Annotated in this window: 11 protein-coding genes; 9 read left to right on the top strand and 2 right to left on the bottom strand. The window is 59.3% G+C overall.

Annotation, left to right across the window (positions count from 1 at the left end; all coding sequences use genetic code 11):
• Nucleotides 1–142 precede the first annotated feature (142 nt).
• Nucleotides 143–1537, bottom strand: a complete 1395-nt coding sequence (locus tag BLU46_RS21885; protein ID WP_010170407.1) for a PhoH family protein — start codon at nucleotides 1535–1537, stop codon at nucleotides 143–145.
• 349 nt (nucleotides 1538–1886) lie between these two features.
• Nucleotides 1887–3011 (bottom strand): polysaccharide deacetylase family protein, encoded by a 1125-nt coding sequence (locus BLU46_RS21880; protein WP_063027267.1) that lies wholly within the window; start codon nucleotides 3009–3011, stop codon nucleotides 1887–1889.
• A gap of 954 nt (nucleotides 3012–3965) precedes the next feature.
• Here BLU46_RS21880 and BLU46_RS21865 point away from each other — a divergent pair.
• The 9 genes from BLU46_RS21865 (at nucleotide 3966) to BLU46_RS21820 (ending at nucleotide 17247) form a co-directional block, all read left to right on the top strand.
• A complete protein-coding gene (locus BLU46_RS21865) occupies nucleotides 3966–5273 on the top strand; it encodes an IS4 family transposase (RefSeq protein ID WP_081253266.1) in 1308 nt (435 codons plus the stop codon).
• Between the two features lie 185 nt (nucleotides 5274–5458).
• A complete protein-coding gene (yaaA, locus tag BLU46_RS21860; RefSeq protein WP_017477648.1) occupies nucleotides 5459–6238 on the top strand; it encodes a peroxide stress protein YaaA in 780 nt (259 codons plus the stop codon).
• Nucleotides 6239–7106: 868 nt separating this feature from the next.
• Entirely contained in the window at nucleotides 7107–8423 is a 1317-nt protein-coding gene (locus tag BLU46_RS21855; RefSeq protein ID WP_063027265.1) for a nucleotide sugar dehydrogenase, read from the top strand.
• Nucleotides 8424–8506: 83 nt separating this feature from the next.
• Nucleotides 8507–9988, top strand: coding sequence for a mannuronan synthase (alg8, locus tag BLU46_RS21850; RefSeq protein ID WP_017477650.1), 1482 nt, complete (start codon nucleotides 8507–8509; stop codon nucleotides 9986–9988).
• 36 nt (nucleotides 9989–10024) lie between these two features.
• Nucleotides 10025–11194, top strand: a complete 1170-nt coding sequence (locus BLU46_RS21840) for an alginate biosynthesis protein Alg44 (RefSeq protein WP_063027263.1) — start codon at nucleotides 10025–10027, stop codon at nucleotides 11192–11194.
• Between the two features lie 95 nt (nucleotides 11195–11289).
• Nucleotides 11290–12711 (top strand): alginate biosynthesis TPR repeat lipoprotein AlgK, encoded by a 1422-nt coding sequence (gene algK, locus BLU46_RS21835; RefSeq protein ID WP_093210179.1) that lies wholly within the window; start codon nucleotides 11290–11292, stop codon nucleotides 12709–12711.
• Nucleotides 12708–14195 carry an alginate export family protein gene (locus tag BLU46_RS21830; protein WP_003216288.1) on the top strand — a complete coding sequence of 496 codons (1488 nt, stop codon included), beginning with the start codon at nucleotides 12708–12710 and terminating at the stop codon, nucleotides 14193–14195. The genes algK and BLU46_RS21830 overlap by 4 nt, the downstream gene beginning before the upstream one ends.
• Nucleotides 14195–15787: a mannuronan 5-epimerase AlgG gene (gene algG, locus BLU46_RS21825; protein WP_063027261.1), complete on the top strand. Its 1593-nt coding sequence runs from the start codon at nucleotides 14195–14197 to the stop codon at nucleotides 15785–15787. The genes BLU46_RS21830 and algG overlap by 1 nt, the downstream gene beginning before the upstream one ends.
• Nucleotides 15788–15798: 11 nt before the next feature.
• Nucleotides 15799–17247: an alginate O-acetyltransferase gene (locus BLU46_RS21820; RefSeq protein WP_063033899.1), complete on the top strand. Its 1449-nt coding sequence runs from the start codon at nucleotides 15799–15801 to the stop codon at nucleotides 17245–17247.

Here is a 17247-nt window from a genome sequence, read left to right as displayed (position 1 = left end):
AATGTAACAAAATAATTACAATCGCCACAAGCACCTAAAGGCAGGTCAAGGAAAACAAATTTCATGCACAGCAAAAACCCCGGACTTCGTGAGAAATCCGGGGTGGTTCGTGGCATTTAGCCACCAGTTAAGACATTTGTGTTTACAGATGCGACTCTGCGTATTCAGCCAGAATCGAGCGAGGGACACCTTGCAGGGCGATATGCACGCCGTTCGGGAAGTCCTTGAAGCGTTCCGTCAAGTAGGTCAGCCCGGAGCTGGTCGCGGATAGGTAAGGGGTGTCGATCTGTGCCAGGTTACCCAGGCACACCACTTTGGAACCGGCGCCGGCACGGGTGATGATGGTTTTCATCTGGTGCGGCGTAAGGTTCTGGCATTCATCGATCAAAATCAGGCTTTGCTGGAAGCTGCGACCTCGAATGTAGTTGAGGGATTTGAACTGCAACGGCACTTTGCTGAGGATGTAGTCGACGCTGCCATGGGTGTTTTCGTCATCCATGTGCAAGGCTTCGAGGTTGTCGGTGATCGCCCCCAGCCACGGCTCCATTTTTTCCGCTTCGGTGCCGGGCAGGAAACCGATTTCCTGGTCCAGGCCTTGCACGCTGCGGGTGGCAATGATGCGGCGATAACGCTTGGTCACCATGGTCTGTTCGATGGCGGCAGCCAGGGCGAGGATGGTTTTCCCCGAACCTGCGGCGCCGGTCAGGTTGACCAGGTGGATGTCCGGATCAAGCAAGGCATACAGCGCCAGGCTCTGGTAGATATCACGCGGTTTCAGGCCCCAGGCTTCCTGGTGCAACAGGGGTTCCTGATGCAGGTCGAGGATCAGCAGCTTGTCGACCTGAATCTCTTTGATCCAGCCCACAAAGCCCTGTTCGTCGATGATGAATTCGTTGATGTGCACAGCCGGCAGGTTGTCGATCAGCTGTACCTGGTGCCAGGTGCGGCCATGGTCCTGACGGGTTTCGACCTTGCTGACGCGGTCCCAGAACGAGCCGGTCATGGTGTGATAACCACGGGACAGCATCGACACGTCATCGACCAGTTGGTCGGTACTGTAGTCCTCGGCAGCGATCCCACACGCTCGTGCCTTGAGGCGCATATTGATGTCTTTGGTCACCAGCACCAGGCGCAGGTCCTTGTCGCGTGCGTGCAGGTCGATCAATTGGTTGATGATTTTGTTGTCGTTCAGATTTTCCGGCAGCAGGCTGTTGGGCTCGCTGCGCTTGCTCATCAGAATCGACAGCAAGCCCTTGGGCCCGCTTTTGCCACGCTGGATCGGTACGCCCACCTCGACATCGTCGGGGGAGGCTTCGCCGAGGGTCTTGTCGATCAGGCGGATGGCCTGGCGGCATTCGGCGGCAACGCTGTGGTGCCCGCTTTTGAGTTTGTCGAGCTCCTCAAGCACGATCATCGGGATGGCGACGTGGTGTTCTTCGAAGTTAAGCAGTGCGTTTGGATCGTGAATCAGTACGTTGGTATCAAGCACATAAAGGATTGGCTGGTCGGAAGAAGGGTTACGTCCATGATCATCCATACTCGGTCACCTTTGTGGGAGCCAGTCGACGCAATACCACGACAGTGCTGCGCCTCGATTCGACCGTCGAACGCACTTGAGGGGCGTCAAGTGCGGTGCACACAAGAGGTGTCTTGGAAGACGCCACCTGTGTTGCAGGTTTCGGCTGTCTGTCTTCGTAATACCGCAAAACACATGACAGGAAAAAGCACTTTGACGCTTTTTTGAAGTTTATTTTTCAGGATGACGAATAGCACTAGGCGAGCCGGCATTGCACCGTTAAAGTCGGAAGTCCGCCTGTATCGAAATATCTCCCAAATTCCCCCCTAAAAAACCTCAGCCCCAACAGGGCCGGGCTCTTTGTGCTTTTTCAGCGAAACGCTTCCCGGCAATCCTGCCAGCCGAGTCCACTTTCTGCCGTGGCGTGTAAAAGCCAGGGTAATGCGATGCGCGCCTTGTCCTGGGTGTCGTGGAATACGATCACTCCGCGCCGCCACAACAGCATCAGCGTGAGCACCCGGTTGGCCGATTCATCGGCCTTGAGCTTGCCGGGTTCGTCTTCCGAGTCGATGTCCCACAAGGCCACTTGCAGCCCCTGTGACTGGAAGAAGCCCTGGCTGTCGGACCGGCGCTGACCGTAGGGTGGCCGGAACAGCGGCAGGTAGTTTTCCGGCATCAGGTTCTGGGCCAAAGAGGCGCTGCGGGTGATGGACGACTGCCAGTCGACCCAGTGGCTATGGGAGCGGTATTGCCAGCCCTGGGTACCAACGCACTGGCCTTGGTACAGCGCCTGCACGTCGGCGGCCGAGCTTTTCTCGACGCGAGTTTGCAGGCTGTTGCCCAGCACGAAGAAGAGGCTGTGCATTTTCTGTTTGCGCAGGTAGTCGGTGAGCCAGTCGGTATTGCCGCTGACCGGGGACGGGCCGCTGTCAAAGGTCAGCAGGAACATCCGGTCGTTGAGCTCGTCGCCATTGCGTTCGTGGTCGCCGAAGCGGGCGATTTCGCTGCTGATCTGGGGGAACAGGGCGGCCTTGCGCAACTGTTCATCCAGGTAGCGTTCGTGGAATGCACGGCTGGGGCCGGCCCAGCCTATATAGAAGGAGTTGTCGCTCACTTCGAATTTGGCGGCTTGTTCGCGCAGGTCGTCCATGTTTTCCACCAGGTAGCAGAAGGAAGCGTCCTGTTCGCAGCTTTGTTGGGCGAAGGTGTAGTTTTCCAATAGCCGTTGCCACAGTTGGCGGCGCAGGTCGTCGATGGAGGCCAGGTTGATGATCTTCAGGCCCAGGCGCTGCTTGAGGGCGGGCTCGTCGAGGGCTTCGCTGGCCAGCAGGGTGTGGGCGAACATCAGGATTTCTGCGCGTGAGGCGACGTCGAACAGGGCGGGATTGCTGAGGCGTTCGGGCCAGGTGCCGCGGTCCAGGGTCGCGACGTCCACAGGGGCGGCTTGGGCGCCCAGGCAGATGAGCCAGGCTGACAGTAAAAGCGCAATTCGCACGAAGGGTCTCCCTTTCCAGAGTCGTCGGGCACTATAGCCGATCACATTGGATTGGTTGGTGTGCATATCCGTTGCTGCGGTAACGGCCGCTTATGGTTCCGCTCTTACAGCGGCTCACTTTTGAAAAGCGCAAAAGTAAGCAAAACGCTCTTGCCCCACCACTCGGCACCTCGCCTAGGCTCGGTGTGCTCACTCCGGCTTTGGACCGTGGGCCGCCGCGATGGGCCATCCTTGGCCCAGCGCGGCTAACCCGGCGTCCTGCCGGGTTACCCACGCTCCAAAGCCTGCGTTCGGCCAGCGTGGTTTAACGGGGCGCCTAAGATCAAGATCTAGATCAACAGCAAGAGCACAGCGGCCTACCGGCCGGCTTGAGTGTTGAAGAGCAAAATCAAAATCTAAAGCGGGAACGGTCCAAATGTGGGAGCTGGCTTGCCTGCGATGGCATCAACTGGGTGTACCTGATGTACCGAGTTGTCTGCATCGCAGGCAAGCCAGCTCCCACAGAAAAGCAAAGCTGCATCAGCTTCAGATTTGGCTTTCGCTCTGGATCTTGCCTTTGCTTTTAACACTCAAGCCGGCCGGTAGGCCGCTGTGCTCTGCTTTTGATCTGCTTTTGATTTTGATCTGACTGCCCCAATAAGCCCGAGGCCGAACGCAGGTATTGCGGAGCGGGTAAACCGGCAGGACGCCGGTTTAGCCGCGCCGGGCCATGGATGGCCCGTCGCGGCGGCCCGCGGAGCAATGCCGGAGTGAGGGAACGCCGAGCCACAGCGAGGCGCCGACAGGCGGGGCAGAGCCCTTTGCTTACTTTGGGGCTTTTCCAAAGTGAGCCGCTGTAAGAGCCATCCCTTTCAAGGTCTTGGTTTAAAATCCCCTAACCAATCCAGTCAGGACGACGAAACTATGTGGGAAAAGGTTTTAGAACGGTTTGAAAAACAGGCTCCGGCCAGCGTCATGACCAAGTTGATATTAGAGCAGGCAGTAGATGCCGCTTGGGTTGACAAGGTGTTCGATGATCACCGCCAACGGCAGTACTCACGTGAGCTTTTGTTTTCAACCGTTGTTGAGCTGATGTCCCTTGTTTCATTGGGCTTGAGGCCGTCGTTGCACGCGGCGGCGCGCAAGATGGAGGGCCTTTCGGTCAGTGTTTCGGCACTCTATGACAAGATCAAGCGAACCGAACCCGAGCTGCTTCGCGCCCTCATTTCGGGCAGTGCCGAGCGTTTGATACCAACCGTCGAAACGCTCGGCCATTCATCGATCCTGCCCGGCTGGCAGTTGCGTATTGTGGATGGCAACCACTTGCCGGCCACTGAAAAACGTCTAGGCGCTCTGCGCAATGAGCGCGGCGCAGCGCGCCCAGGATTTTCAGTAGTTGCCTACGATCCGGATCTGGATTTAGTCGTTGATCTTCAGCCGTGGGAAGATGCCTACGCCAGTGAGCGAGTCAGTGTTTTACCGCTGCTGGCCCGCGCATGCGCGGGCCAGTTGTGGATGGCTGACCGGCTCTATTGCACGCTGCCCATCCTGCAAGCCTGCGAGGACACGGGGGCTTCGTTCATCGTTCGCCAACCCAGTAAGCATCCACGCCTGGTCCAGGAAAGTGAGTGGCAAGACTCAGGGACGGTCGATAGCGGAACCGTTCGCGAACAAATCATCGAAGTGAAGGGTGGCCGCCGCTGGCGACGTGTTGAGTTGAGCCTGCAAACGGCGAATGACTCAGGTGATTTGGTGATGTGGTTCTGGAGCAATTTGCCCGACACCATCGGTGCCCGGCAGATAGCCGATTTATACCGTCATCGCTGGAGTATCGAGGGAATGTTTCAGCGCCTTGAGTCGGTACTGGACAGTGAAATTACAGGCCTTGGCAGCCCGAAAGCCGCGCTATTGGGCTTTGCCTCGGCGGTCCTGGCTTACAACGTTTTGTCGGTTCTCAAGCGTAGCGTTGAGCAGGCGCACCGCGAAACGCAGCCAGAGGGTTGGCAGGTTTCGATTTTCCATTTGGCGGTGCATGTTCGCAGTGATTATCAAGGCTTGCAGATCGCATTGCCTGCGGAAAATTTCCCTCTTGAAAAGACTCCGCAAGGGCTGGCAGAGCGATTGCTGGCCCTGGCAAGGATGATCAAACCTAAGTCCGTAGCAAAAAGCCCTCGTGGCCCCAAAGTAGCCAAGCCCAAGGAGTGGCTGGAAGGTAAGGCAGCACGGGCGCATGTCTCAACAGCTAGGGTGCTTAAGGCGGCCAAGTCGGATAAACGTACTTAAACATGGCCTTAAACGGACTTTTAAACGCAGACCTTGAAAGGGATGGCTGTAAGAGCGGAACCATAAGTGGCCGTTACCGAAGAAACGGATATGTACACAAAACCCAAAGACACCTATCACCTTCATAGGTGGAGTCAAACCGCCCTACCCCCTAGAATCCCCCCACGATTAAAGGAGACGACTTCATGCTGACGGTGATTTCCCCCGCCAAAACCCTCGATTTCGAGTCAAAGCCGGTCACCCCGCGCTTCACCCAACCGCAATACCTCGACCACTCTCAGGAGCTGATCGAACAACTGCGCGAACTGAGCCCGGCGCAAATCAGCGAGTTGATGCACGTCTCCGACAAAATCGGCGGCCTCAACGCCGCACGCTTCGGCAGCTGGACCCCAGCCTTCACCCCCGCCAACGCCAAGCAAGCCCTGCTGGCCTTCAAGGGCGACGTCTACACCGGCCTCAACGCCGAAACCTTCAAGGACGCCGACTTCACCTACGCCCAGGATCACCTGCGCATGCTCTCCGGCCTGTACGGCTTGCTGCGCCCCCTGGACCTGATGATGCCGTACCGCCTCGAAATGGGCACCAAGCTGCCCAACGCCCGTGGCAAGGACCTGTACGCTTTCTGGGGCACCCGCATCAGCGAGTGGCTCAACGAAGCCCTGGCCGAACAAGGCGATGACGTGCTGCTCAACCTGGCCTCCAACGAGTATTTTTCGGCAGTCAAACGCCCGGCACTGAACGCGCGGATCATCAACACCGAGTTCAAGGACCTGAAAAACGGCCAGTACAAGATCATCAGCTTCTACGCCAAAAAGGCCCGGGGCATGATGAGCCGCTTTGTGATTGAAGAACGCATCAACGACCCGGCCAGGCTCAAGGAGTTTGACGTGCAGGGTTATCGCTTCAATGCGGAGCAGTCGAAGCCGGATAACCTGGTGTTCCTGCGGGATCACGCACCGGAATAACCTGACAACGAAGACTCAAATGTGTGAGCGGGCTTGCTCGCGAAAGCGGTGGTTCAGTCGATGCCTTTGTTGCCTGACACGCCGCTTTCGCGAACAAGCCTGCTCCCACATTTTGTTTGCATTCCAACCTCGGATTCGCCATTTATTTGGCGTCAAAAATATTTCTTCAGATTTACTAACATTTATTTCACTCGACATTCGTCAATTTTTTTCGTAGTGGCACGACTCTTTTCAAAGAGTAGTGGCACAAAACTATTTAACCCTCGTAACTCCCCGCAACTACTGGCCCAAATAGCAAGTGCTATCACAATAGTACTAGTGCCATCTTTCCTAATATTTCAAGAAATTTCCGAAAACAGGATGAGTGGACAGGAACTATGTCCTAAAGCACCGCTCATACCACCGGTAACGATTATCTCTGCAGATGTAAGAGATGACTTACGCGGCGACCAACGGAAGTAGCAAAGTTGTCATACAGCTTTGACTCAATGGTCAAATCATCAACTGATTAGTTGAAGGCGGACGAAAAAGTTTCACTACTTTCTCCGACAAGGCCAAGGCTGAGCTCACCTGTATGGGTCAGTGAGACAACCCAAGCCGTTGATATATAAGGGCTCAAAGTCCCTGTCAACGCCTTGCGGCACTGGCGCCAGCCCCTTCCCCAGGAAGGCTGGCTGCATTTCAGGGCAAGCCCCAACAATAAGGCCAAGTTGCGCACAACTTGAGTGCATTAGTTAGTCACTCGACTTTTAGTATGCCTGCACTGGATATACCGACGTTTATTCGTCGCACTTTCCAGCGCCTGAGTGACGCTTTAAAACATGAACTCCGGCCATCTAGTGGCACGATTAACAATGAGGTAAATGCGATGCGCATCAGCATATTTGGTTTGGGTTACGTCGGCGCGGTATGTGCCGGTTGCCTGTCTGCACGGGGCCATGAGGTCGTTGGCGTAGACATCTCCAAGGAAAAGATCGACCTGATCAACGCGGGTAAATCCCCCATCGTTGAACCGGGTCTGGGCGAACTGTTGAGCCAAGGCATTCAAACCGGCCGACTGCGCGGCACCACCGATTTCGCCGAGGCAATCCGCGATACCGACCTGTCGATGATTTGCGTCGGCACGCCGAGCAAGAAAAACGGCGACCTGGAACTCAACTACATCGAATCGGTGTGCCGCGAGATCGGTTTTGTCCTGCGTGACAAAACCACCCGCCACACCATCGTGGTCCGCAGCACCGTGCTGCCAGGCACCGTGGCCAATGTGGTGATCCCGATTCTCGAAGACTGCTCGGGCAAGAAAGCCGGCGTCGACTTCGGCGTCGCGGTCAACCCTGAGTTCCTGCGTGAAAGCACAGCCATCGCCGACTACGATCTGCCGCCGATGACTGTCATCGGCGAATTCGACACCGCTTCCGGCGATGTCCTGCAGTCGCTCTACGAAGAACTCGACGCCCCGATCATCCGCAAGGACATCGCCGTCGCCGAGATGATCAAGTACACCTGCAACGTCTGGCATGCGACCAAAGTGACCTTCGCCAACGAGATCGGCAACATCGCCAAGGCAGTAGGTGTCGACGGTCGCGAAGTAATGGAAGTGGTCTGCCAGGACAAGACCCTAAACCTGTCCCAGTACTACATGCGCCCGGGCTTTGCCTTCGGCGGTTCCTGCCTGCCCAAGGACGTGCGCGCCCTGACGTACCGCGCCGGCTCCCTCGACGTGGATGCGCCGCTGCTCAACTCGCTGATGCGCAGCAACGAGTCCCAGGTGCAGAACGCTTTCGACATCGTCTCCAGCCATGACAAACGCAAAGTCGCCCTGCTGGGCCTGAGCTTCAAGGCCGGCACCGATGACCTGCGCGAAAGCCCGCTGGTGGAACTGGCAGAGATGCTGATCGGCAAGGGTTTCGACCTGAGCATCTACGACAGCAACGTCGAATACGCTCGCGTGCACGGCGCCAACAAGGACTACATCGAAGGCAAGATCCCTCACGTGTCGTCCTTGCTCAACTCGGACTTCGACGAAGTGATCAACAACTCCGACGTGATCATCCTGGGCAACCGCGATGAGAAGTTCCGCGCCCTGGCGCATAACGCACCCCACGGCAAGCAAGTGGTCGACCTGGTGGGCTTCATGTCCAAGGCCACCAGCGTGAGCGGTCGTACCGAAGGCATTTGCTGGTAACAGCAACGGCAAGTTTCAAGCGACAAGCGTCCTGATCCCCGGCGCTTGTCGCTTGAAGCCTCCTTCACTTGCGGATGACGCCTATGTCCAAGTTAAAACACGTACTCCTCCAATCCGCCGGCTGGCTGTTTTTCCTGAGCCTGCTGATGGGTCTCGCCCTGCTGTTGCCGGCGAGTACGTTCGACTCAGAGTCGAAGAATTTTATTTTCCTGATTGGCGCCGTCGGTATCTGGCGCTACTCGATGGGTGCTACGCATTTCTTTCGCGGCATGCTGTTCCTGTACGTGGTCTACCCGCACCTGCGGCGCAAAGTGCGCAAGCTGGGCAAAGCGGCAGACCCATCCCACGTATTCCTGATGGTCACCAGCTTCAGGATCGACGCGCTGACCACTGCCCAGGTCTACAGCTCGGTGATCCGCGAGGCCATCGAATGTGGCTTCCCCACCACCGTGGTCTGCTCCCTGGTGGAAATGTCCGATGAGCTGCTGGTCAAGAGCCTGTGGGCCAGAATGAATCCGCCCGACCACGTCAAGCTGGACTTCGTGCGTATCGCCGGTACCGGCAAGCGTGACGGCCTGGCCTTCGGTTTTCGCGCCATCTCCCGCCACCTGCCGGACGACCGCGCCGTAGTGGCCGTGATCGATGGCGATACCGTGCTCGCCGAGGGCGTCGTGCGCAAGACCGTGCCGTGGTTCCAGCTGTTCGGCAATGTCGGCGGCCTGACCACCAACGAGTTCTGCGAAGTACGCGGCGGCTACATCATGAGCGAGTGGCACAAGCTGCGCTTCGCCCAGCGCCACATCAACATGTGCTCCATGGCCCTGTCCAAACGCGTGCTGACCATGACCGGTCGCATGTCGGTGTTCCGCGCCAACGTGGTCACCGACCCCGGCTTTATCGCCGACGTGGAAAGCGACTCGCTGCAACACTGGCGCCTGGGCCGCTTCAAGTTTTTGACCGGTGACGACAAGTCCAGCTGGTTCAGCCTGATGCGCCTGGGCTACGACACCTTCTACGTGCCGGATGCCGCGATCCACACCGTGGAACACCCCCCGGAAAAGAGCTTTATCAAGGCCAGCCGCAAACTGATGTTCCGCTGGTACGGCAACAACCTGCGCCAGAACTCACGTGCCTTGGGCCTGGGGATGCGTCGCCTCGGCCTGTTCACCAGCATTGTGCTGTTCGACCAGCGCGTGTCGATGTGGACCTCCCTGCTGGGGTTGACCGTGGCAATCATCGCCACCTTCAAATACGGCGGCGCGTTCATCCTCGCCTATCTGCTGTGGATCGGCATCACCCGCCTGATTCTGACCCTGCTGCTGTCGTGCTCCGGCCACAAGATCGGCCCGGCTTACCCGGTGATTCTCTATTACAACCAGATCATGGGCGCGCTGGTGAAGATCTACGTGTTCTTCCGCCTTGATCAACAGTCCTGGACCCGCCAGGACACCAAACTGACCCGCGATTTGGCCAGCTTTCAACGTTGGTTCAACACCTGGTCGTCTCGGACCATGACCTTCTCCGCCGGCAGCATTTTCGTCGCCGTGTTGCTGATGATGGTTTGACCCTGCCAAGCCTGAATTAACTAGGAACTAAACACCATGAATAGCCAAGTAAACGCCAACGTTGTCCACGAATCCGAAGCCCAGCGCCAACACGCCCGGGTCAAAATCCCGGCCAAGCTGCGCTTCTTCGGCGCCGACCAAACACCGATGGAAGTGCGGGTCATCGACCTGTCCGCCGGCGGCCTGGCGTTCAACGCCCCGCAGCAGCCACTGAAAGTCGGCGATGTGCACAAGGGTCGCCTGCAGTTCGTGATCGATAACCTGGGCCTGGCGATGGACGTCGAGCTGCAGATTCGCTCTTACGACCGCCAGACCGGCCGCACCGGTTGCCAGTTCCAGAACCTCGACGCACAGGACATCTCCACCCTGCGCCACCTGATCACCTCGCACCTGGCCGGCGACATCGTGACCATGGGCGACGTGCTGGCGACCCTGCAACGGGACAACTTCACCAAAGCGCGCAAGGTCAAGGACGGCGGCAGCAACATGACTGCGGCGGGCCGCCTGCGTGCGGTGACCTTCAGCCTCGGGATCTTTGTGGTGGGGTTGGTTGCCTTCGGGTTTGTCGTCAAATCGGTATACGGCATGTACTTCGTCAGCCACGCCACTTCCGGCCTGGTGAGCGTCCCGGGCATGAACGTGACCATGCCTCGCGACGGCACCGTGCAGAGCCTGATCAAAGGCGATGCGGTCGCCGCCAAAGGCGCGCCATTGGCAACCTTCAGCACCAGCATGCTCGATGTGCTCAAGGGCCATCTGGACGAAGACCAACTGCAACCGGCCAAGGTGGAAGAGCTGTTCGGCAAGCAAATGACCGGCACCCTCACCTCCCCGTGCGACTGCGTCGTGGCCCAGCAACTGGTCGCCGACGGTCAGTACGCCAGCAAGGGCGATGTGATCTTCCAACTGGTGCCGCGTGGCAGCCAGGCCAACGTTGATGCACGCTTCTCCTATCGTCAGTTCGCCGACGTTCGCCCGGGTACCCGCGTGAACTTCCAGGTGGCGGATGAAGAGCAGGTGCGTACCGGCACCATCGTCAGCAGCACCAGCCTCAACAGCACCGAAATGTCTTCCGACATCCGCGTGCAGATCAAACCCGATGCCCCGCTGGACAGCACCTACGCCGGCCGCCCGGTTGAAGTCACCAGCGACCGCGGCCCATCCCTGAACTGGCTGATCGACAAAGCCATGGCTCACGGTCTGTAAGCGAGGACATGCCTGTGAACCCTATTCTAAAAACAGCGCTGGCCAATGTGGGAGCCGGGCTTGCCCGCGATGACGGTGGTGAATCCAACATCGGCATCGCAGGCAAGCCAGCTCCCACCCAAAGCAGGTCCCACTCTGCCTTGGCGTATTGTGCCCTGGCCTTGGCCGTGAGCCTCGCCGGCTGCGCCGGCCTGCCCGACCAACGCCTGGCCAATGAAGCCCTCAAGCGTGGCGACACGGTCACCGCGCAGCAGAACTACCAGCAACTGGCAGACCTGGGCTACAGCGAGGCCCAGGTGGGCCTGGCGGATATCCAGGTCGGCACCCGCGACCCCGAGCAAATCAAGCAGGCCGAAGCGACCTATCGCGCGGCCGCCGATACCTCGCCCCGTGCCCAGGCACGCCTGGGTCGCCTGCTGGTGGCCAAGCCGGGCGCTACTGAAGCCGAGCACCATGAAGCCGAAGGCCTGTTGAAAAAAGCCTTTGCCAACGGCGAAGGCAACACCCTGATCCCGCTGGCGATGTTGTACCTGCAATACCCGCACAGTTTCCCGAACATCAACGCCCAGCAGCAGATCAGCAAATGGCGCGCCTCGGGCTACCCGGAAGCCGGCCTGGCCCAGGTGCTGCTGTATCGCACCCAGGACACCTACGACCAACATCTGGATGAAGTGGAAAGCATCTGCAAGGCCGCGCTGAACACCACCGATATCTGCTACGTCGAGTTGGCCACGGTCTACCAGAAAAAAGCCGAGCCGGAAAAACAGGCCGAACTGCTCAAGCAAATGGAAGCCGGCTACAGCCGTGGCACCGTCACCGCCCAGCGGGTCGACAGCGTCGCTCGCGTACTGGGTGATGCAAGCCTGGGCAAGACCGACGAAAAAACCGCCCAGGCGCTGCTGGAAAAAATCGCCCCGGGCTACCCGGCCTCCTGGGTCAGCCTGGCGCAACTGCTCTACGACTTCCCGGAGCTGGGCGACGTCGACCAAATGATGAAGTACCTCGACAACGGCCGCGCCGCCGACCAGCCCCGCGCCGAACTGCTGCTGGGCAAGCTCTACTACGAAGGCAAGTGGGTCCCGGCAGATGCCAAGGCCGCCGAAGAGCACTTCCAGAAAGCCGTCGGCCGCGAAGTGGCTGCCGACTACTACCTCGGCCAGATCTACCGCCGTGGCTACCTGGGCAAGGTCTATTCGCAAAAGGCCCTGGACCACTTGCTGACGGCTGCGCGCAACGGCCAGAACAGCGCCGACTTCGCGATCGCCCAACTGTTTTCCCAAGGCAAGGGCACCAAGCCCGACCCGCTTAACGCCTATGTCTTCAGCCAGTTGGCCAAGGCCCAGGACACGCCGGAAGCCAACGACCTGGCGACCCAGCTCGAAGCTGCGCTGCCCCCGGAACAACGCGCCGAAGGCCAACGCCTGGTGCAACAGGAGCTGGCCGTGCGCGGCACCCTGGCCCAAAGCACGCTGCAATTGTACGCCCTGCAAGAAGAAGACGGCGAGGAATCCCTATGAAGCTCAACCCATTCGTCAAGGCCGGCATCGGCCTGACCTTCGCCCTGCTGTGGTCGTGCCCGACCCTGGCGGCGCTGACTGAAGCCAAGAACTTCGGCCTGGAAGTCAAAGTCACCGGCCAGTCCGAAGATGACCGCGACCTGGGCACTCAGAAAGGCGGCGACGTCAACGGCATCGGCCTTGACCTGCGCCCATGGATCTACGGTGAAAGCGGCAACTGGAGCGCCTACGCCATGGGCCAGGCCGTGACCTCCAGCGACATCATCGAGACCGACACCCTGCAACAGTCCTCGGATGACGCCACCCAACAGACCAGCAATGACGACCGCAAGAGCAAGAAGAACTACCTGGCGATGCGCGAGTTCTGGGTCGCCTACGGCGGCTTCACGCCCTACCCCGGCGAGATCCTCAAGCTCGGTCGCCAACGCCTGCGCAATGACGACGGCCAATGGCGCGACACCAATATCGAAGCGCTGAACTGGACCTTCGACACCACCTTGCTCAAGGCCAATGTCGGCGTCGCCGAGCGTTTCAGCGAATACCGCACCGACCTCAAGGAACTGTCGCCCAAGGACAAGGACCGTCAGCACCTGTACGCCGACGCCGCCTATCAATGGACGCCAGGCCAGTGGATCGGGCTGCGCGCTCACCACACCCATGACGACGGCAAGCTGGACTACCCGGAACCGGGCGTGGCCACCGACTCACTGGACAAGCGCGAGAACGGCGACCTGACCTGGCTCGGCATCGAAGCCAACAGCGACGCCTACAACTGGCGCAACACCAACACCGTCAACTATTGGGCGAGCGTCACCGGCATGCAGGGCGACCGCGACACGGTCAACGCCTTGAACGCCGACGGCACCCGCCCGGCCAATGCCAAGCGCAGCGATGACGTGAATGGCTGGGCCACCGATTTGGGTGTGCGCCTGCGCCTCGACCCGCAGTGGCAAGTAGGCGCCGCCTACTCCCGCGCCAGTGCCGAATACGAGCAGAACGGCCTGCAAAGCAACCGTTCGAACTGGACCGGTACCCAGTCCCGCGTCCACCGTTTCGGCGAAGCGTTTCGTGGCGAGATGAACAACATGCAGTCCATGAGCCTGTTCGGTTCGTGGCAGTTGCGTGAGGACTATGACGCCAGCCTGGTGTACCACAAGTTCTGGCGCGTCGACGGCAACAAGCCGGTGGGCAGCAACGGCATCGATGCCGTGCAGAACAACACCGATGACGTGACCGGCGCGATCCTGTCCAGCACGTCCCTGCCGCTTGAAGACGGCAAGAAAGACCTGGGCCAGGAGATGGACCTGGTGGTCACCAAGTACTTCAAGAAAGGCCTGCTGCCGGCCGGGCTCAGCCAGTCGATCGACGAACCGTCGGCCTTGGTGCGCTTCCGTGCAGGTGTGTTCAAACCGGGCGACGCCTACGGCAGCCAAGTCGACTCGTACATGCATCGCGCCTTTGTCGACGTGATCTGGAAGTTCTGATGGGAGCCTGCGCAATGAACCCTCAAGCCCTCAAAGGCTCGGTCAGCCTGCTGGTCGCAGCCATGCTGCTGGCCAGCACTTCGGCCTTCGCCGATGTCGCGCAGCAGGTCAAGGCGCCGACCATCGCCAAAGAGCTGCAACAGGCCAAGACCTACACCATCTCCAGCCCGCCGACCGAGCCGCTGGAGTTGGCCAAGCCTGCGCTGCCGGACGTGTCCGGCTACACCGCGGCGAATATCGCGAAGAAAATCGTGCGCAGCAAACCCGGCAAAATCAGCATCCGCCGGATGATGCAGGAAGACGCCCTGAAGGACTTCATCGGCGGTGACAACAAGATGGCCGAATGGGTGGTGCGCCAGCACGGCATTCCCCAGGCGATCTTCGTCGACGACGGCTACATGAACCTCAAGGACCTGCTGAACAAAGTGCCCAAGCAGTACTTCAGCGAAACCTCGCCGGGGGTGTTCCTGGCCAAGTTGCCGATCGTGGTAGGCCGTAAGGGTATCCTCGAAATCGACAAGCAGACCCAGGAGCTGCGCCTCTCCCAGGAAGCCGGTTCGTTCCTGATCAACGATGGCCAACTGTTTGTGCGTGACACCAAAATCACCGGTTGGAAGGAAAAGACCAACGGCCCGGCGACCTTCCAGTCGCCCAAGGAATTCCGTCCGTTCCTGCTGGCCTGGGGCGGCACTGAGACCTACATCGCCAACAGCAAGATGGCCAGCTTCGGCTACGCCAACAGTAAGTCGTATGGCGTAAGTATTTCCCAGTACACGCCGAACATGGCCAAGGTGCTCAAGCGCCCTGAGCCGACGGGCTGGATCGTCGACTCCGAGTTCTCGGACATGTGGTACGGCTTCTACTGCTACGAAACCACCGGCTTTGTGCTCAAGGGCAATACCTACAAAGACAACATCGTGTACGGCATTGACCCCCACGACCGTTCACACGGTTTGATCATCACCGACAACACCGTCTACGGCACGAAGAAGAAGCACGGGATCATCATTTCCCGGGAAGTGAACGACAGCTTCATCTTCAACAACCGCAGCTTCGACAACAAGCTCTCGGGCCTGGTGATCGACCGTAACAGCGTCAACAACCTGATCGCCGACAACGAGATCTACCGCAACCACACCGACGGCATCACCCTCTATGAGAGCGGCGACAACCTGCTGTGGGGCAACAAGGTGATCAGCAACCGTCGCCACGGCATCCGCATCCGTAACAGCGTGAACATTCGCCTGTACGAGAACGTGGCCATGGCCAACGGGCTGACCGGCGTGTACGGCCACATCAAGGATCTGACCGATACCGACCGCGACATCGCCCTCGACCCGTTCGACACCAAGGTCTCGCTGATTGTGGTCGGCGGTGAACTGGCCGCCAACGGCAGCGGGCCGCTGTCCATCGACTCGCCGTTGAGCGTCGAGCTGTACCGCGTGTCGATGCTTGCGCCGACCAAATCCAGTGGCATCAGCTTCTCGGGCGTTCTCGGCGATCGCCAGGAAGAGATTCTCGACTTGCTGGTACGCCAGAAGAAAGCCGTGCTGATCGACCCTGTCGAACGCCAGACCGAAATGCAGGACTGAGGATGACCTTTATGCACCCACACATGATCAAACTGCTCAGCCTTTCGGGTTTGACCCTCGGCCTGCTCGCGGCCAGCCAGGGCGTGCGCGCCGACGAAGTAAAGGCCCCGACATTCAGCGCCGAACCGTGCTGCAGCCTGTGCCCGGCCGCCCACGATGCGAAGAACTACACCACGCGCTACCAGCAGAACTTCACCACCCTGGTGCAAGCCCAAGGCGACTGGTTGTTCCGTACTCAGGAAGACCTGCGCACCGAATTCGACACCAGCCCCGCCGGCTACAAACGCATGCAGCAGCTGCACGATGCGTTCAAGAGCAAGGGCGTGGAACTGGTGGTGGTCTACCAGCCAACCCGTGGCCTGGTGAACCGCAACAAGCTCAACCCTGAAGAGAAAGCTAAGTTCGATTTCGACAAGGCCCTGGGCAACTACAAGACCATGCTCGGCCGTTTCGCCAAGATGGGCTACGTCGTGCCGGACCTGTCGCCGTTGACCAATGAGCAGCTGCCGGACGAGTTGCCGGCCCACGATTTCTACTTCCGCGGTGACCAACACTGGACGCCATACGGCGCCCAGCGCACCGCCAAAATCGTCGGTGCCAAAGTGCGGGCGATGCCTGAATTTGCCGGCATCCCGCAACGTGAATTCGAGACCAAGCGCTCCGGGCGCATGGGCAAGACCGGCACCCTGCACAACATGGCCGGGCAACTGTGTGGCACCAGCTACGCGATCCAGTACATGGACCAGTTCACCACCGAGCCCAAGGGCGAAGCGGCGGACGGCGACCTGTTCGGTGATTCCGGCAACCCGCAGATCACCCTCGTGGGCACCAGCCACAGCGGCAAGAACTACAACTTCGCCGGCTTCCTGGAACAGGAAATCGGTGCCGACATCCTCAACGTCGCCTTCCCCGGTGGTGGCCTGGAAGGCTCGATGATCCAGTACCTGGGCAGCGAAGAATTCCAGAAGACCCCGCCGAAGATTCTGATCTGGGAATTCTCGCCGCTGTATCGCCTGGACCAGGAGACCATCTACCGCCAGATGATGTCGCTGCTGGACAACGGCTGTGAAGGCAAGACCGCACAGATGAGCGCCAGCACCACGCTGAAACCCGGCAAGAACGAATTGCTGGTTAACAGTTCGAACAAAGACCTGCGCAATGCCAGCCATCAGGTCGACATCCGCTTCGCCGACCCGTCGGTGAAAACCCTGCAAGCCACCCTCTGGTACATGAACGGGCGCCACGAGGACATCAAGATCGAAAAACCCGAAACATCCGATACAGACGGGCGTTTCGCCTTTGAACTGCGCACCGATGAAGACTGGGCCACGCAAAACCTGCTGGCCGTGGAAGTGCAGGGCCCTGAAGCGGGCCAGGCCGCGCAGAAAGTCGAAGCGAAAATTTGCACACGCAACGTATTCCCCGCCAGTGGTCAACAGACCGCTTCGGCCGGGCAATGA

Source organism: Pseudomonas yamanorum, from assembly GCF_900105735.1.
In the GTDB taxonomy this organism is placed as follows: domain Bacteria; phylum Pseudomonadota; class Gammaproteobacteria; order Pseudomonadales; family Pseudomonadaceae; genus Aquipseudomonas; species Aquipseudomonas yamanorum.
Note: the sequence above shows the minus strand (reverse complement) of the source record. Positions and strands in the feature narration are given on the sequence as shown.

Excerpts from the sequence above, each read along its gene's own strand:
- BLU46_RS21855 (WP_063027265.1), top strand. The coding sequence starts at position 7,107 with ATGCGCATCAGCATATTTGGTTTGGGTTACGTCGGCGCGGTATGTGCC.
- BLU46_RS21820 (WP_063033899.1), top strand. The coding sequence starts at position 15,799 with ATGCACCCACACATGATCAAACTGCTCAGCCTTTCGGGTTTGACCCTC.
- BLU46_RS21865 (WP_081253266.1), top strand. The coding sequence starts at position 3,966 with ATGACCAAGTTGATATTAGAGCAGGCAGTAGATGCCGCTTGGGTTGAC.
- yaaA (WP_017477648.1), top strand. The coding sequence starts at position 5,459 with ATGCTGACGGTGATTTCCCCCGCCAAAACCCTCGATTTCGAGTCAAAG.
- BLU46_RS21840 (WP_063027263.1), top strand. The coding sequence starts at position 10,025 with ATGAATAGCCAAGTAAACGCCAACGTTGTCCACGAATCCGAAGCCCAG.
- alg8 (WP_017477650.1), top strand. The coding sequence starts at position 8,507 with ATGTCCAAGTTAAAACACGTACTCCTCCAATCCGCCGGCTGGCTGTTT.
- algG (WP_063027261.1), top strand. The coding sequence starts at position 14,195 with ATGGGAGCCTGCGCAATGAACCCTCAAGCCCTCAAAGGCTCGGTCAGC.
- BLU46_RS21885 (WP_010170407.1), bottom strand. The coding sequence starts at position 1,537 with ATGGATGATCATGGACGTAACCCTTCTTCCGACCAGCCAATCCTTTAT.
- BLU46_RS21830 (WP_003216288.1), top strand. The coding sequence starts at position 12,708 with ATGAAGCTCAACCCATTCGTCAAGGCCGGCATCGGCCTGACCTTCGCC.